The organism is Agromyces sp. Y558, from assembly GCF_059445415.1.
Genome location: NZ_JCAIUH010000001.1, coordinates 1 through 16,488, shown reverse-complemented (window position 1 = coordinate 16,488; position 16,488 = coordinate 1). Strand labels below are relative to the sequence as shown.

General features: G+C 66.5%; 17 protein-coding genes. 5 read left to right on the top strand and 12 right to left on the bottom strand.

The genetic code is table 11. From position 1 onward, the window contains the following. Positions 1-26 precede the first annotated feature (26 nt). From AC1C2T_RS00085 to AC1C2T_RS00075, 3 genes are all read left to right on the top strand, one after another. A complete protein-coding gene (locus tag AC1C2T_RS00085; protein ID WP_495383785.1) occupies positions 27-752 on the top strand; it encodes a DUF2510 domain-containing protein in 726 nt (241 codons plus the stop codon). A gap of 62 nt (positions 753-814) precedes the next feature. Continuing rightward, complete coding sequence (locus AC1C2T_RS00080) at positions 815-1,828, top strand: PHP domain-containing protein (protein WP_495383784.1); 1,014 nt, start codon at positions 815-817, stop codon at positions 1,826-1,828. Next, positions 1,825-2,691, top strand: coding sequence for a hypothetical protein (locus AC1C2T_RS00075; protein ID WP_495383783.1), 867 nt, complete (start codon positions 1,825-1,827; stop codon positions 2,689-2,691). Before AC1C2T_RS00080 ends, AC1C2T_RS00075 begins: the two co-directional genes overlap by 4 nt. A gap of 20 nt (positions 2,692-2,711) precedes the next feature. On the opposite strand, the gene AC1C2T_RS00070 is transcribed toward AC1C2T_RS00075, so the two are convergent. Both AC1C2T_RS00070 and AC1C2T_RS00065 read right to left on the bottom strand, forming a co-directional pair. Then, positions 2,712-2,936 carry a hypothetical protein gene (locus AC1C2T_RS00070; protein WP_495363295.1) on the bottom strand — a complete coding sequence of 75 codons (225 nt, stop codon included), beginning with the start codon at positions 2,934-2,936 and terminating at the stop codon, positions 2,712-2,714. A 92-nt stretch (positions 2,937-3,028) separates the two neighbouring features. Next, positions 3,029-3,421, bottom strand: a complete 393-nt coding sequence (locus tag AC1C2T_RS00065; protein ID WP_495363294.1) for a (R)-mandelonitrile lyase — start codon at positions 3,419-3,421, stop codon at positions 3,029-3,031. A 292-nt stretch (positions 3,422-3,713) separates the two neighbouring features. Between AC1C2T_RS00065 and AC1C2T_RS00060 the strand changes: the two genes are divergently transcribed. Continuing rightward, positions 3,714-4,094, top strand: a complete 381-nt coding sequence (locus tag AC1C2T_RS00060) for a DUF2255 family protein (protein WP_495363293.1) — start codon at positions 3,714-3,716, stop codon at positions 4,092-4,094. Positions 4,095-4,134: 40 nt separating this feature from the next. On the opposite strand, the gene AC1C2T_RS00055 is transcribed toward AC1C2T_RS00060, so the two are convergent. The 8 genes from AC1C2T_RS00055 to AC1C2T_RS00020 form a co-directional block, all read right to left on the bottom strand. Then, a complete protein-coding gene (locus tag AC1C2T_RS00055) occupies positions 4,135-5,019 on the bottom strand; it encodes an alpha/beta fold hydrolase (RefSeq protein ID WP_495383782.1) in 885 nt (294 codons plus the stop codon). A gap of 78 nt (positions 5,020-5,097) precedes the next feature. Next, positions 5,098-5,364: a hypothetical protein gene (locus tag AC1C2T_RS00050; protein WP_495383781.1), complete on the bottom strand. Its 267-nt coding sequence runs from the start codon at positions 5,362-5,364 to the stop codon at positions 5,098-5,100. 80 nt (positions 5,365-5,444) lie between these two features. Continuing rightward, the gene (locus tag AC1C2T_RS00045; RefSeq protein ID WP_495383780.1) at positions 5,445-6,695 is read right to left on the bottom strand and encodes a type II toxin-antitoxin system HipA family toxin; all 1,251 of its coding nucleotides are present in this window, start codon (positions 6,693-6,695) and stop codon (positions 5,445-5,447) included. Next, on the bottom strand, positions 6,692-6,988 hold the full coding sequence (locus AC1C2T_RS00040; RefSeq protein ID WP_495383779.1) for a helix-turn-helix domain-containing protein: 297 nt from the start codon (positions 6,986-6,988) through the stop codon (positions 6,692-6,694). Before AC1C2T_RS00040 ends, AC1C2T_RS00045 begins: the two co-directional genes overlap by 4 nt. Before the next feature lie 402 nt (positions 6,989-7,390). Beyond that, on the bottom strand, positions 7,391-7,693 hold the full coding sequence (locus AC1C2T_RS00035) for a hypothetical protein (protein ID WP_495383778.1): 303 nt from the start codon (positions 7,691-7,693) through the stop codon (positions 7,391-7,393). A gap of 241 nt (positions 7,694-7,934) precedes the next feature. Continuing rightward, positions 7,935-8,099 (bottom strand): hypothetical protein, encoded by a 165-nt coding sequence (locus tag AC1C2T_RS00030; protein ID WP_495383777.1) that lies wholly within the window; start codon positions 8,097-8,099, stop codon positions 7,935-7,937. 52 nt (positions 8,100-8,151) lie between these two features. Further along, on the bottom strand, positions 8,152-8,868 hold the full coding sequence (locus AC1C2T_RS00025; RefSeq protein WP_495383776.1) for a nucleotidyl transferase AbiEii/AbiGii toxin family protein: 717 nt from the start codon (positions 8,866-8,868) through the stop codon (positions 8,152-8,154). Between the two features lie 196 nt (positions 8,869-9,064). Further along, on the bottom strand, positions 9,065-9,940 hold the full coding sequence (locus AC1C2T_RS00020; RefSeq protein WP_495383775.1) for a type IV toxin-antitoxin system AbiEi family antitoxin domain-containing protein: 876 nt from the start codon (positions 9,938-9,940) through the stop codon (positions 9,065-9,067). Positions 9,941-10,234: 294 nt separating this feature from the next. Between AC1C2T_RS00020 and AC1C2T_RS00015 the strand changes: the two genes are divergently transcribed. Next, complete coding sequence (locus tag AC1C2T_RS00015) at positions 10,235-11,656, top strand: hypothetical protein (protein WP_495383774.1); 1,422 nt, start codon at positions 10,235-10,237, stop codon at positions 11,654-11,656. Positions 11,657-11,716: 60 nt separating this feature from the next. Here the strand turns inward: AC1C2T_RS00015 and AC1C2T_RS00010 are convergent, their stop codons facing one another. Together AC1C2T_RS00010 and mobF are read right to left on the bottom strand one after the other, a co-directional pair. Continuing rightward, the gene (locus AC1C2T_RS00010; protein WP_495383773.1) at positions 11,717-12,361 is read right to left on the bottom strand and encodes a PIN domain-containing protein; all 645 of its coding nucleotides are present in this window, start codon (positions 12,359-12,361) and stop codon (positions 11,717-11,719) included. A 1,075-nt stretch (positions 12,362-13,436) separates the two neighbouring features. Continuing rightward, positions 13,437-15,995 (bottom strand): MobF family relaxase, encoded by a 2,559-nt coding sequence (mobF, locus tag AC1C2T_RS00005; protein WP_495383772.1) that lies wholly within the window; start codon positions 15,993-15,995, stop codon positions 13,437-13,439. Positions 15,996-16,488 lie beyond the last annotated feature (493 nt).

Sequence of the window (16,488 nt, the reverse complement as noted above, 5' to 3'; positions counted from 1 at the left end):
ATGGCGTGAAACCCTAGGAGGAATCGATGAGCGATGGTCGTTCGGCGCCCGCCGGCTGGTATCCCGATCCGAGCGGCACCGGCGGTCAGCGCTGGTGGAACGGCTTTCAATGGACCGAGCATGTCGCGCCGGTTGTACCTGTCGCGCCGGTCGCCGCGCCGGCGTACGCGGTCGCCCCTGTGGCTCCAGCGACGACGGCGTATCCGGCCGCGCCGGCGTACGTAGCCGGGCAGCCGGCTCCCTACGGAGGAGACCAGCAGGCCCGCGTGCCCGAGGGCACCCCGGTCGACACGCTGTGGATCTGGCTCATGGTGGCGCTGCCCGTGCTCGCCGTGCTCCCGCTCTTCCTCTGGGACGCCAATGGGTACATCGAGCGGTCGATGTATTCGTCGACGTCGAACAGTCCGCTCGCCGCGGCTCTCGGTCCGTACGCCGACCCGTGGTCCCTCCTCGCGACCCTCGCCAGTTGGGTCGCCTACGGATTCGCCGTGTGGTTCGCCTACCGCGACTGGGCAGCCCTCGCGCGACTCGGCTACCAGCGTCGCTTCCACTGGGCCTGGACGTTCCTCTCCTCCCTCGTGTACGTCATCGGCCGATCGGTCGTCGTGCGGCAGCAGGCGGGTCGGGGGTTCCTCCCGATGGCCGCAGCCATCGCACTGACCGTCGTGTTGACGGTCGGCATCATCGCCTGGGTGATCGTCATCGTCACGAACGCGATCAATAGCGCGATCGACATGTACCCGGCGTACTGAGCTGCGGATGCCGCCGACTCAAGCGTGGAGCGGCGGGCACCGATACGCGGCACAATGGGGCCATGGATCCCGTTGAGGCGCTCGAACAGATCGCGTTCCTGCTCGAACGAGACCGCGCCTCGGCGTTCAAGTCGAAGGCGTTCCGTCGCGCTGCCGACGTCATTCGCCCGCTCGGCGCCGACGAGGTCGCCGCTCGCGTCGGCGACGGGCGGCTGCAGCGCACGAAAGGCATCGGCGAGACCACCTTCACCGTCATCGCCCAGGCGACGGGTGGCGCGGTGCCCGATTACCTCGCCGAGCTGCGCTCCCGCGCAGGGCTCGAGCCGGCGGGCGCGCCGACGGGCCTCAGAACGCAGTTGCGCGGCGACCTGCACAGCCATACCGACTGGTCCGACGGCACGACGAGTCTCGAGACGATGGCCCGCGCGGCCGAATCGATCGGCCTCGAGTACCTCGCGGTCACCGATCATTCGCCGAGCCTGCGCGTCGCCAACGGGCTCAGCGCCGAGCGGCTCGTCGCCCAGCAACAGCTGATCGACGATGTGCAGGCCGCGGTCGGTGGCGTCCGGTTGCTGCGTGGTATCGAGGTCGACATCCTGCTCGACGGTGCGCTCGACCAGACTCCCGAGATGCTCGACCGCCTCGACGTCGTGGTTGCGAGCGTGCACTCGAAGCTCCGCACCGAGTCGCCGGAGATGACGAAGCGGATGCTGCGGGCCATCGCCGATCCGCACATGAACGTGCTCGGCCACTGCACGGGCCGACTCGTGGAGGGTTCGCGGGGCACGCGTCCGCAGTCGACCTTCGACGCGCAAGCCGTGTTCGAGTCGTGCGCTGAGCACGGCGTCGCGGTCGAGATCAACTCGCGACCTGAGCGGCAGGACCCGCCCGACGAGCTCATCCAACTCGCGCTCGAAGTCGGCTGCCTCTTCTCGATCGACAGCGACGCGCACGCCCCGGGGCATCTGACGTTCCTCGAACTCGGCGCGGCGCGGGCCGCGGCCAACGGCGTGCCTGCCGAACGCATCGTCACGACCTGGCCGGCCGAACGACTGCTGGAGTGGACCCGCGCATGATGCGCGGTTCCCCGAGCCAGACGCGCGGCGCGCTGCTCGAGTTGCTGCGTGATCAGGCCGGGCGTCGGCGGCCCGTCGACCTGCTCACCCAGTACGTCGACGACGAGTTCGTCGCGGCGAGCGCCGTCGACTTGCGCCTTGCGAACACGCTCGACCGGCTGGCGCTCGAGTCGGCGCCCGACTTCGACGCGCTTCTGCTCTCGCCCGTCGCGCCGCTCGGCACGAACTCGGTCGTCGCCCCGACCTCGCAGGATCGCACGCTCTCGACGATTCGGAACACCGAGGTCGTCTCCGATCCCACGAACGTGCTCGCCCTCGAGAGTGCCAAGCGACTCGCTGGAGCCGATGCGGCGGTGAGTCTCGCCACCGTGCACCAGACTCTGCGGGCGCAGCCGCTCGCCGGCGGCGAAGACGATGACGGCGCCCGCTCGCGACACTTCCGTCTGTTCGCGCTCGCGGAGGCGGGTCGAGGGCTTCCCGACGACGAGTTCGAGGTGCAGGCGGTGGTGAGACAACTCGCGGTATTCGACCGGTTGTTCGACGAATGCGCAACGGCGTTGCCGGTCGAGTTCCCGCATCGGCGCGCGGTCGTGCGCACCGGTGTTCGCGGCGATGCGCTCCGCGAGCGCGTGCTGCGCCGACTCGCGGTGGCCTTGCCGCACGTCGAACTCGTGACCGAACCACTCGAGTCCGACTACTACGACGGACTGCGCGTGGGCTTCGGGGCCGAGGGCCGCTCGGGCGACTTCGTCGAGATCGCAGACCTCGGACGATTCGATTGGGTGTCGAAGCTCACCGGCGACCGTCGCATGCGGTTCGTGTCGAGTGGGCTGGGCATTCAGCTGGTCCCGCTGCTGTTCTGAAGGTCACCCGCCGGGTCGGCTCAATCGCGTGGCTGTTGATTTTCCACGACCGCGACCGCGGCTTCGACGTGCTCGGCGCTCGCCGGCAGGCCGGCGTCTTCGAGGCGTTGTCGCATCATCGTGCGCAAGTCGTCGACGGCGCCGAGGCCGAGGTCGTAGCGGACCTGCGCGATGATGCCGTCACGTTTCTGGTCGTCGCTCGCGTCGTCGTGACCGTCTTGGATCGGTTTGTTCTGCTCGTCCATGCCACGATGCTCGCACCGGTGGTGGAGCCGGCCAACCCCTTGACGGGCGGGTCGTAATGGGCTCGTGATCGCGCGTCGGTGGTTCGCGCAGCTCAGTCGGCCCGTGCCGCGGCGTACTCCTCGTCGGTGACGTGATCGCCCCAGGTGGCGTCGTCGTCCTCCCACATCGCGAGATGGCACATGAACGAGTCGGCGGATGCCCCGTGCCAGTGCCATTCGCCCGGCGGCGTGTACACGGTGTCGCCGGGCCGCATGACGATCACGTCGCCGCCGCGGGCCTGCACGAGGCCGATGCCGTCGGTGACGTGCAAGGTCTGGCCGAGGGAGTGCGAGTGCCACGCGGTGCGGGCACCGGGCGTGAACCGCACGAGGTTGACGCGCAGTCGTGACGGCGCCTCGCCGCGGGCGATCACGTCGAAGTAGACGTCGCCAGTGAACAGCTCGGCGGGGCCCTTTGTGCTGGGAGTCTTCGGTTGGCGTTCCATGGCCCCGACGCTACGCCTGGCGGCGGTCGGCTGGGAGGCACTTGACAGTACCCGGGAGACCCGGCACTCACTCAGACCGGCGAGCACGCGTTCATTGGTTACGTACCGACGAGACATCCGGTACCCAGGAGACATTCGACCGACCGTCAGCCTCGCCGAGACCCCGACGGCTACCGCGCCATGGACGCCCGTGAGGCGCTCGAGGCGCTCATCGCGCCGTTAGTCCGCAGGTGGCACCCATTGCCGCCGGTCGCCGGTCCGCGCAAGAATTATCTCAGCGAGAGGACACGCAATGAGCACATGGACCACCGACGAACTCGACCGCATCGGCCGAGCGGAAGAACTGCAGGTCGCCTCCCGACGATCCGACGGCACGCTGCGCCCGTACGTGACGATCTGGGTCGTACGCGTCGGCGATGAGATCTTCGTGCGCTCGGCGTACGGGCCGGATAATCCGTGGTTCCGTCGCGCGCAGTCGAGCGGCATCGGACGCATCCGCGCAGGCGGCGTCGAACGCGACGTGTCGTTCGTCGAGGCTGCCGCCGACATGCACGACGCGATCGACGCCGCCTACCACGCGAAGTACGACCGCCACGGACCGAAGATCGTCGGCACCGTCGTCGGCCCGCAGGTGGTCGCGACGACGTTCCGGCTGGATCCGGTCGCCGACTGACGGCGTCGACCGACGCCGTCGACCGATGGCGGCGTCGGCCCTACTGCTCCTTCGTGGGCGGATGAAACGCTCCGCGGTGGATCTCGTACGAGCGCGAATGCCCCGGCGAGGCGGGATCGTCGACGATCGGCTGGTCGGCCATGAACAGGCGGATGAGGTGCGCGAGCTCGCCCGGATGGCTGAAGTTGATCGCGTGCGCCGCACCCTCGATCATCACCAGCAGTACATGGTTGTCGGTGCGGCCGGCCACCTCTTTCACGCGGGCCGGGCCCGGCATCAGCGGGTCCCGGTCGCCGATGACCACGAGCGTCGGAATCTGCAGCTCGAGCAACCGCTCGAGTGACGGATACCGGGTGAGGGCGCGGAACATCTTGAACGTGCTCGGCACGCCGAATCGCAGGTAGTCGGGAGTGGCCACCCGCATCATCCGGGGCGGTTCGCGCGTGCCGTCACGGGTGAGCTGGCCCACGGCACGGCGCAGCGGCTGGTTGTGCAGTCCGCCCGCAGGCGAGACGAGAATGGCGCGCTCGAGGCGCTCGGGGTGGTGGTACGCGAGCTCCAAGATGACCGGGCAGCCCATCGAGTTGCCGACCAGCGTGGCCGATTCGATCTGACGGTCGTCGAGGAACCTTGCCGCGGCGTGCGCGAGATCCGGCACGTCGAGTGCGTCCGGCGCCTTCCCGCTCCGGCCGAACCCCGGGAGGTCGGGAACGAGGGTGTGGAACTCGTCCATGAGTCGCTCAGCCGTCGGGAGCAAGTACCGGCCGGAGAGGCCGAAGCCGTGCAGGTGCATCATCGCCGGAGCATCCGGCGGCACGGGCGACTCCCGATAGAAGACGTCGATGCCGTCGACGGTGGTCCATCGCTCGGCCAACCGTGACGCCGGGCGCCTGGGGCGCCGCCGCGGAGCAGTCTTCGTGCCCATGCCGATGATCATCCTCGTCGCCGACGCACTCGTCAACGACCGCTTACGCGGCACGAGATGAGGGTCGATTGGGCACGCTCACTTCGGCTGCAGGGCCCTGGCGATCGATACCTGGTCGATCCCAGCGATTCGCATGAGCTCTTCGAGCAGCGCCTCGCCGTCACCCTTGCGGTGGCCGTTGCGCTCGGCGAGCGGGCTCAGGAGGTTAGCGAGTCGGCTCACATCCAGCAGGGACTGTCTGGCTGCATCACGCAGTGCGTTGCTGACATTACTGAGGTCGTGCCGATCCTCGACCAGGTCGGCGCTCGTGCGCTCGCGGGTCGTCGTGGGCAGGCCCTCTCGCACCGTAAGATCCTGCTTCGGCAGCACTCGGGTTCGGTGTGCGTGACTATCTCAGCACGAAGGTGGGATTTGAGAAGAGGACCTCAGGCTTCGCGGAGAGTGCGAAGCCCGGCAGTGAACGAGTCCTCGAAGCGCGCGAGTTGCGACTGCGGCACGTCGTTCCCGCTCGCGACCTCGCGCCACCCGGCGAGCGCGTCAGCCACATCGGCGAGTACGGCCCGTGCCTCGGCCGCGGACAACCGACAGGCGCGGGCGAGTTCGATCAGCCCGTCTGCTTCGTCGACGGGGAGGTCGGCGCCGGCGATCGTGGTCTGGCGCAACTCGGGGTCGGGGTTCGGGTTCACGTCGAAGGCCGGGCTCAGAGTCCAACCGCCTCGAGCGCGGAGGAAGCCGTGGTTGCGGAGGTGGTCGTCGGTGTTGTTCAGCCCGACGCTGACGGCGACCCTGCGGAAGAGTTGGTGTGCGTCATCCGTCGCGCGAGCACTGATCTCTGCCAGGCGATCGGCGATATCGACGTAGTCAGCGTGTTCTCCGTCGCGGTGCTCGAGCATGGTCATCGCGCTCACATATCCGATGCGGTGGCCGTTGTCATCGCGGTCGAACCGGTCAAGCAGAAGCGCATGTCGGCCATCGACTCGTACAAGACGATGGCGTGCGACCCGAACACCGGCGGCGGCCGCGAGGTCGAGCGCCGTCGCTTCCCAGGCCATGACGTCCCAGGCGTCCTCGTGGTGTGGGAACTTCGCGATCAATTGGCGACCATCCTCGTCGAACACCGCAGCCTTCGGCCGGGCTCCGCCGAGCGAGCCGGTTCCCGCGGCGAGAAGCGCCGTCACCGCCTCGAAGTCGTCGTCGTTGTCACTTGCGGCCGCGTCCGCCGCCCGCAGGAGCTCGGGCAGGCGGATCATCCGCGGCACACCGTGGCCAGGGTCGAGGAACGGCTCAGTCGGGTCTTCACCGGGCCGATATCTGAGCGCGCCTTGGCGGGTGATGTCGCTGACGCCGGCCAGGTAGCCCGCGCCGTCGAAGTCGCGTGGTCTTCGTGACTCCTGGCGGGCGAGGGCCCGCTCGCGCTTCTTGATGAGGTTGCGACCCCAACGATCCGGCGCCGAGTCCGCGAATGCGCCGGGAAGCCCAGACGTCTGCTGCGTGCCGGAGACAAGAGGGAGTGCGGGATCAAGCTGGTACGCCGTCGCGTGCTCGAGGTACGCCCGGTCGTACTGGAAGGTCGTCGAAGTAAGGTTGCCGCGGCTGCGATGGAATTGCGCGCGGCCGGCCAGCACTGTTCTGCCGTCGAGTTCGACGTGGACTTCGAGCGCATCGTAGAGCGTCATCGGATGCGCTTCCGCTCGAGCTGGCCCGCTCGGGCTCGGCCGAGGTCGGTATCGAGCGGATCCAGTGCCGTCGTGAGCGTGTCGAGAATGCCGAGGGCGCGCGCCACGCGCAGCACAACGTGGAAGCTCACGCTCGGATCGCCATGCTCGAGCTTGCGAAGGGTGTCTCGCGTGACGTCGGCCCGGTCTGCGACTTGCGCGGCGGTGAGGCCGAGGACCTTCCGCCAACCGACGAAGTCTTGGCCGATCTCGCGGGCGGACCTCAGGATCACCGCGGGAAGCTCGGACGCCATGGGGTATCCCTTCTAATAGTGACCATTATAGTCGTCATTATACGGGTTAATGGCGATCTTAGTGGTCATTACTTGGCTCGCCACAGTGAAAGCGACCGTGCGCCGAGCGCCTTCCGGACTTGACGAGCTTCGGGCGGGGCGCGTGCATCGGCATACCCGATGTCACCTGCCGAAGTTGATGGCACCGTGACCTCACGATTTTCAGTGAGCCTGGGCCGTTTTCGCTCAATTCTTATGGACATGATATCGCGCTGATCAGGGATTCTTCCGAATGGTCTCAGTTGGTTTCAGTTCGTTTTCGTGCATTTAATGGCACATTAATGGCACAGATTCGATGAGCGCGAGCCTCGCTCGGCGTCGAATCCAACCCGTCTGGCACCGCTGCTGAGACCGTTCGAACGCTCAGAGAGGGTCGAGCACGCTAACGCGATGCTCGACGGACGGGAGTGAGCGCAATGGCACGAACTTGATGGAAACCATCGACCCGTCGCCGCTTCGTTGCAGAACGAGTACTCGCTGAAGTGCGGCGATGAGATTCAGATCGAGCCAACCGAGGACGGCGCCAAGTCTGACGTCCGCGATCCAGCCGACGAGCAGCCAGACTGTGAATCCGACGGGTACGAGAGCCCACAGGAGAAGGCCTCTGACCACGAGCAGCACGAACCATCCGACACCTTGCAGCGCCTTGCCTCCGAGCTGAACCATGCTGCGAGCATAAGCGGCGATGCGCGGAGACGGGATCAAGGAGTTGGTGTCTCCCGGTCAGCACCATCAGGTTCGTCGAGGTACACCGTGCCGTACACGTCCACGCCGAACTCCGCGATGGCTGCCGCAAGGTCGGCAGGCAGCACGAATCCGCCCTGAACCGAATCCGAGTACGCTGACCACCAAATGCGAGGTTCGCAGTCGAGCGGAAGGTTCGGTACCTGCCCGAGCGCAGGCTGGATCAGGGCGACAAGCGCTCGAAGAGCATGAGTGCCCGTCCGGTCTCGGTCGTGTTGCTGACCTCGCCGGTGTCCACGTTCCAGGTGTGGTGATCAGCGACGCGGCCAGACTTTCGATCAGTCTCCGACGACGAGACGGTCAGTGTGGCTCGGCCGGACTGAATCATGAGCCGAGAGTAGAACTCTCGTCGCGTACAGCCGATCGTGCTCGCTGCGAGGTCAAGTCCAAGCGCGGGATTCCGGAGACCACGTGAGGCGGGATGTCTCGCCGCGAATTACCGGGTCGATGAACACGTGCATGAGATCACGCGCGAGGTCGACGGTGCCGAAATCGGCACAGGCGAGGACCTTCGATGCGAGCTTCGCGTACCGGGCGCCCCAGGTTGCAGGGAGGTCGAATGCGTCGGGCAAGGCCAGGGAGCGGACACTGGCCTCGACGTCCAAAGCGCGGCGGAGCTTCGTCGCGTCGACGTTCTGGGTGCGGGCCAAGACCACGAGGTCGACGAGATCCTTCTCGCGGCTCGACGGGCGGCCGTTGTAGAGCGCGAGCGTCGCGCATACCTTGTCGGCGATCTGGTCGACGACCGGGTAGAGCCGGTACGGGTTGCTCGGGAGCTTCGGCAGCTCGAGCGCATTCGCCGGCTGAGCGATCTCGACTTCATCGGTCATGGCGACGTTCACCACGAGGTCGACGTGGAAGTTGTCCTTCTTCTTCGCACCGATGGAGATGTCGAAGCTCACCTGGTAGCCCTCGGTGTACGTCTGCTGGTTGCCATCGACGGCGTTCGAGTACCCGGTGTAGTCGAAGCGGAAGAAGTCGCCGAGGTCGACGGCTGCTAGACGCCGAAGTTCCTCGAGCGCCGCGTTCAAGGAACGGCTGCGACGGAACAGATCGACATCGGTCGTCGTGCGCGCGGAGGCGACGCGAGCCAGCATGCCTGTGCGCCCTTGAGTGTCCAGTCTGAGTCGTCTGCATCGGAGAACACCCGACTGAGGAAGCGGTGGAAGTATTCGAGCCGGACGCGTTCCTGGATCGTGAGGGAGCGGTCCGCGGCGAATGCCTTGCGAGCTGCTGCGGTGATCGCGGCTTCGACGGCGCCGGGGCTTGCGTATCGCTCGGGCTCTGGCTCGGTCACGGCGCCTCCTCGTTCTGGGGTTGCGAGGCCAGCGCGAGTGAGGCCCAATCTGCCGCGCGCAGCTGCTCCGCGAGCTGATCGCGGGCGCTCGCAGCGCCTGACGACGCGATCTCGGCAGCGAGTCCGCTCGTGGTGTCGATCTTCGGCAGGCTATCAAGATACTGCGCTGCGACGAGACCGCCGAGGGAGGGGATCGAGGCGATCTGCTTCGCGATGTTCTCGTGATCGAGCCCGGCGACTCGCATGAGTTCTTCGAGCAGCGCATCACCATCGCCCTTGCGGTGGCCGTTGCGCTCAGCGAGTGGGCTCAGGAGTTCGGTGAGCCGGCCCACGTCCAGGAGGGACTGCCTGGCCGCGTCGCGCAGCGCGTTGCCGACGATGCTGAAGTCGTGGCGATCCTCGACTAGGTCGGCGATCGTACGTTCTCGAGTCGTTGTGGGCAGGCCTTCGCGTACTGTGACGTCCTGATCGGGCAGTGCTCGGGTTCGGTATCGGACGTCTGCTCGCTGGGTCTGCTTGCGGGTCGGGGTTGTGAACTCGCTCTTCATCGCCCGCAGGTCGCCGATGCCGTGGAGTCGAGCTGCTGATTCTCCGGAGACGACGGCGCTCCCCGGGCGTTCGCCGAGTCGCTCGTAGGCGAGCTTCGCGGGCTCGGTTGCCAGCCACGCCGCGCGCAGTTCTTCGTGCTGCCCGCCCGGTGCGCCAGCATCCTTATAGACGCCGTGCGAGAGGCGGACCAGATCCCGGGACTCAGTCAGCCGCGTGAGATTCATATGGCTGACGCCGCGCGCGCTGGCCTGTGCTGAGGTGACCATGCCCCACTGGGACTCGGTTACCTCCGCCAGCACTCGGAGCGCCTCACGCGATCTCATGCTTGGATACTAACGCTCCGGGTGTGATTTTTCAAGAACTCGAAGCCGATTTCGGAGTCATTTCGGGTGAAGGCGTTCCGTGTGACCTCTCGCATCATGCGCAGGCGCACCGCCGGTATGCGGATCTCCAAACGGAGGACCTTGCGGATCAGAACTCCCGGTTCCTTATCAAGTAGTGGGATCTATTCGGCCAAACACCCGCAAGTGGCGCAGGCACAGTGCCCCGCGTACAGGGGCCCTCCCGACATCAGACCAGTTCCGCGTGACCGGACGCCTCACTGACACAATGACTGCGTGACGAATATCCCAGGCTTCTATCTCGGCGTCGGTACGGTTCTCAGTGAGTCCGTCACCAGCAAGATCCGCACTGCCGGCAGTACATATGTCTCGAAGTCGCTGAGCTCCACTCCTAGGAACTGGGGGCGGATCGCCGAGCTCGTTGAGCACCCTGATCTCACAGGAGCCCTCGTGAAGCTGACCGCTCGGGACTTTGCGCGAATCGTCAGCCACGACTACGCCGCTGCCGCCGACGCGATGTTCGAACGCCTTGTGACCAAGCCCTACTTGCTGCTGGTTCACGAAGAGGTCATGAGCCCCCGTGATCTCGAGGTGACATCGGGTGTCAAGATCGAGCGGCAGAGCGATTGGGAGGGCGAAACAGAGTGGGGAGAAGTGTCCGACTGGGACGGCGTCGAGTGGAATGACCTCGCGGCGCGAGAATACTTCGGGAGGCTCCCAAAAGAACTGGGGGAGCGAGTTCAGCAACGCCTCGCTTCGCACGGGCTGACCGTGACGACCTACAAGCGCAATGCTGAGGCCTCCGTCTTCGCGACGGCGTTCGTCGAGGACACGCTCAACAACCTGCTCTTCAGGATCTACGTGCCGGCGGGCCGTCTCTACGAGGACGAGTTCGCGCGCCTGCTCGAGCTGTTCCATGACTGGCTGGGCTCAGTAAAGGGTCAGACCGTGAGGCAGTCCGGATACAGGACCCCAAGCGGCCGCGTTGTCGAGTTCTTCGGCGAGCCGGGGATGACCGCAGACACGATAGGCGATGAGCTCCAGGAGTTCGCGCGGTTTCTGAACCTCGTCGAGGACGCTGCGTCTGCGGAAGAAATGCTCCAGGGCGCGGGCGTGGCGCCGACGCGAGCGAGCGAGCTCGTGCAGAAGTACGCCCGGGCTGCGCGAAGGGTGCTCGTCGACACAAAGCACACGCGGGAACGGCTCATCCTCGGCATCCAGCAGCAGCTCGAGTCGGAGCTCGTCGACGAGGTGCCTGAGGTAGCGTCTTCGGAGCTGGGTGATCTGGTCGGCCAGCTTGTTCCGACGTCGCCGTTCGAGGCGAGCCCTGTGACGAGGGGGCTATCCGGTTCAGCAAATCAGCTGGGAGCGCAGGCCGGCAGTCCGTCAGTGATTAACGTCCAGGTCATACAGCGCGTCGAGGGAATCGTCGCTCAGAATCTGAACGGCCCCGTCACGCTCGGCACGCCAGCGGCGGACATCATCGAACTTATCCGTCAGGTCGGCGGAGACTCCGTCGATGAGCTGGAGACAAGCGCACGCGAGCTAGCGGATACGGGTGCGCCTCCCGCAGCGCGGCTGCGTGCGCGTGAGCGTATCAAGGGTTTCCTCGTCCGTAACGGCGCCCGCATGGAGCAATCCGCGTACAACAGCGCGTGGAAATGGGTCGTCGACAGTCTCGGCGACTGGTTGGCGTAGCCCCAGCAGTTAGACCGTGCATGACCCGGTGCGGATGAGTTGCCATGCGGCCAAGCGCAGTCAGACGTTAGCGTCCTCGCGCGGAGGAATGTGATCGTTTTCGACGTGTACGGCCTTCAGCCCGTAGGCGCGAGCGCGGAAGACCATGCTGTGATCCATCGAGGCGATGAACGTCTCTGACGCGAAGGGCTGCAGTTGTCCCGCTCGATAGATGATGTCGCGGTCGACCTCCGGTAGAGGCGTCCGTTCGTTGTCGTCGACCCACACCCGGATAGTCGCACCGGAATCCGTGTCATCGGGGATGAACTTCGCAGGGCTGTTGCCGGAGTAGACGAGCTCTCCGAGCCATCTCAGTGCGACGCGAGCATTGTTTCGCGTCTGGTCCGGGCCGCGGTCCTTCAGTCGGTCGAGTTCCTCGATGACTTGGATGGGGACGACGAAGTTCGCCCTCCTCGTCGGTTTGTTCACCACGTCATCCCACCGGATCTTGGTCGTTCTGGGCCCAGCAGCGACGAGGACGTTTGTGTCGAGGATGATTGTTGGGTTCCCGCGGCCCCAGCTACTCACTTCGTCGTCGAGCTGCTGCGTCGCGAGATCGAGCGCCTGGATCCGTGCGTCGATCTCTGCGTCGATGAGGAAGCTCAAGCCGGATCCATAGTCCGCGACTGCCATCGTCTGGAGCATCTCGAACTGGGCACCGAGCATGACGTCGCGGATGCTCCGTTCGGTGAACTGCGCTCTGGCGCGAGCCGGCGCCGACGCGCTCCAGCTTCGCCAAGCGTTCAGGCGGCCCACCGGCTGGGCTTCCCCTCCCCGGACGTTCTCTAGCGCGCGCCGGAGTTCGACCTACACAGCACGGGCAGCGGGCGCTTCAGCGCCGACACGGAGCTCGATCACTCTGTCACGTTATCGGTTGAACGATCCTTCACCGACTACTACACCACTACCAGGGGCTTGACCAACTCGTAACCGAGCACCTCCAACTCGACACACTCCCACAGCCGGGCCCGAGTTGCATCCCCTCAAGATGGCATCGCGGAAGGACCCCTATTCAGACCCCCAGCGAATTGACCCCTCCGTCGCGAACCACGAGGATGGCACGTCTCCGCGAAGCCAGCCGATCGCGTCTTCCTGAGCATGCGCAGCTATATTGGCTGCCCTCGCGCGATGATGTCCCATGACCTGCAGATTCTGCTCGCCAAGCCGATCTGCCTGCTCAATCTCGGCGATGATCGCATTTCGCACTCGTCCGATCCAGTACGCCACGTCTCGGTCCTCGAGAGGCATCTTCGCTAGTGCGCGCGTGTGCGTTGTTGTGAGATCGAGCATACGCGAAGCTCGGTTTCCCGGGGGCCAAACGAGCGCAAGTTGCGCTTGCGCGTTGAAGAGCTCAAACGCAAGAGCGAGCGCATCGGACCTGCGGTCGGCGACGCGGTGCCGATCCGTTTGCCGAATCTGCCATGCCACGACCCCGGCTGCTAAGCCGGCCGCGAGAATTGGCACGACGGCAGCCTTCACGAACTCCCAAGTATTGGCCAACAACGGTCCGAGGAGGTGGAGGAGATCGCAATGCATGACCGGACTATATCGGTGCGCAGCCGCCCCGCGGATGCACCCGCTTCCGGGCTAAGCCGCGTATCTGCTGCGCGAGCGGCTATCAGCGTCAAGTGTTGAGCCGTCTAGGACGGTATGTCATCTCCCGCGGAACTCGACGCTCTGAATCGCTGACATTTTCGTGGGTACGTGGCCGCGGGTGCCAAGTCAGCGCGGAACCTGCACCTCATCGGCTCAGGCCGACTTCCGGCGTGCTCCGGGTTGTGGAGTCCCGACTAAAGCTGGTTCCGTCCGGCAGGCGAGCTTCGCGACGCCGCTTCTCCGCCCCGTTCGAGAGGCCGCGCACGGACTCTCGCGCAGCGGCCGTCGCGTTCTCGAGTCCACGATCGGCGCGATCGCGTTCCAGTGCGAGGACGAACTGCTCGCGCGCGTCATCCAGATCGGCTGCGACAGCGTGCAGGCGGTTGGAGTTACGTCCGCGGGTCATGCCCACATAGACGCCTGCCGCGTCCATGGCATCGCCGAGGATCGTGTGGGACTCGCGCACGGTGGCGCCCTGCATTCCGTAAGCGGTCGAGGCGTACGCCAGATGGGTGTGCTCGGCGACGTACGCCGCCGGCAGCCGCACAATGCGTTGTCTCCGACTGGCGGAGTGTTCCTTCGCCCACACCGCGCCGTCGTCGCCCACGCTCTGGACGATCCAACTCTGCCGATTCGCCACGCGCACCACCGAATCGTTCTGCCGGGTCTGGATCACATCGCCGCGTCCGATGCTCAGGCCGTCACGGCCAGTCGCGGTGCGGTGGTCGTCGACTGCCCCAGCCCGCACTCGTTCGTCGCGGACGTGCGCGTTCAGCTCGCGCGCTTCGTCGTTCGTCGCAACGGTGACCGCATCCCCGTCGCGCCATTCACGCGCGAGCGCCTCCTGCATGGCATCCGGGCTTTCATGCATCACAACGAGCCCGAGCGCATGCAGCCGATCGAACAACGCGACCGGATGCTCGCCGCGTCGCATCTGCACGGTGAGCGCGGCATACGCGGGGTCGGCGAAGCGGTGCAAGGTCGTCATGCGGTGCACGCGGGGGAGGAGTTGCGCGGCCATGTCGAGCACCCCACCGCGACCGATCGCCGCGAGTTGCGCACGGTCGCCGACCAGAGCGACGGTGGCGCCGTGCTCATCGGCGACGGTCAGGAGCGCGAGCGCCGTGTCCTGGTCGAGCATGCCCGCTTCATCGACCACGATCCGCTCGCCACGGGCAAGACGAGCGGATGCCGCGGGGCCGGCGTACGAGGCATCCGTCTCGGGGTCGATGTCACCAACGGCCAGCCGGGTCCAGACGCCGTCGCGATTCCAGCGCCAGCCGTGCTCGTGCACGAGCTTCGCGACGCTGTCAGTTGCAACGCCGAGTTCCTGGTGCGCAACTTCGGCGGTCTTCTTCGTCGGCGTGACCACGCGGGTCGCTCGGCCATGCGCGGCGGCGGCCTCGATCGCAGCGGCGAGCATCGTCGTCTTGCCCGCCCCAGCGGCGCCCTCCACGACGACGAGCGGGTCGGTGGATGCCACGGCCGAGGCCGCTCGCGCCTGCGCCGGGTCCAGCCGGTGGCGGCGCGCGGTGTGCATCAGGTTCGGCGCGCGGCCGAAGCCGGCATGCGGGGCGCGTGCCGTGAGCAGGTCGCGCAGCCGGGTCTCGGTGGCGATGACGTGCAGGCTCGTGAGGTGGGCGACGTGCTCGGGATGCGGGCTGTCGGGTGGCAGGACCGACAGGCAATCATCCGCCGCCAACTGTGTCGTGAGATTGACGAGCTCGCGCAGCGGCTCGGGGTCGGCGCGCACGCCGGCTTCCGTGATGATGCGTGCGACGTGCTCCTGGATGTCGTGAACCGTCCAAGTCGACGCGGCAGCCGCGCAACGGTCGAGCGCGCGCGATGCGACATCCCGAATACTCACGTCATCCAGCGACACCGGCGGGTGCGCCGGTGCGCGTTCGAGGTCGGGTCGGTAGCCGGCGCCCTCGAGCTCCACACGCCATGCCGCCTCGCTGCCGAGAGAGGTTGGCCGCTTGTGCGGCCGCTCGTGATCCCACGCCATCGCGATCAGCCGCGACATCGCGGCCGGGCCAGGCTCCGGGTTGGGATGCGTCGTGCGCCACTCCTTCTCGAAGTGCGTCAGGTTGCGCGCGACCTGCTCGGCTCGCTTGCTCATCACGGCGTTGAAGGGCTGCACCTCCGCGACTTCGCCGGTCACAGGATCGAGGGTGAGACCGTGGGCATCGAGGGTGGCCGCAAGCTGCGGGTGTGCGGCGATGACGGCCGTGCCCAGCGAACGGATCGCGCCCTGCTGTCGGAACAGCGCCGCGGTGTCGAGGCCGCGCCATGCGTCGGATGCCCACACTCGCGTCCCGATCTGGAAGTGGATGTGTCGGTGCGGGTCGCCGGCCCGCGATGTCTTGTGCGAGACGCCGACGGTCTCCAGCTGCTCGATCGGCAGCACCCGCTGGCTTCCGCGCGGGCCGACGCGAGTGACGGAATGCTGACCGAGCCAGGCGCGGATCGCGGCGACCGCGTCGCGTTGCGCGACGTCGAGGGCGACGGATACCTCGGGGTGCAAGGCCGCTGCGATCGACAGCGACTTCGGTGCGTTCACGACCATCTCGGCAAACCGCGGCGATCCTTGCCGGCCGTCGCCCGGCAGGCGGGGCCTGCCCATCGACTCGCCGGTGAGCGGGTTGATCCAGTCCACCCACAGCGCGTATTGGTCTGGGGTGAGCGCGCCTTCGCGGATCACCGCGCCATCGCCGCCGACGACCGGAACTCGGCGGGGGATGTCCCGCCCTCGAGGTAGTACTCGTCAGCGCGGGATCGATCGGACTCGAGGTAGCGGCGCGCGTCTACCCCGGAACCCCGGAACAGGATCACGCCGCCTTTCATTGCCGCCCTCCGAGCTAGCTCAGATTCTTGCAACTACCTACGGTAGCATACGTCCATTCAGACTCGGATGGCTTTCGGGAAGAACTTGAGGCTGCTTGGGAGCGTTATATGAGCAGCGAGGTTGGAGTGGAGCGGGCTGCGCAGGTTAACGGGAGGATGTTGTCGGCTGTACGCATGGCTTTCGCGAGAAGTGATGGGGAAGAGATTGCAACCGACGGTGACGCGCAGCCGAGCGCTGATTCCTCGCCGCCGTAGCCACGGCGCGTTGCCATGCCTAGGTGTATTTCCCCGTGAGGTTGTGAACGCGGGCTGAGGGTGTGAGGCCGCCGATGCCGGTGTGGGGTCTGTGG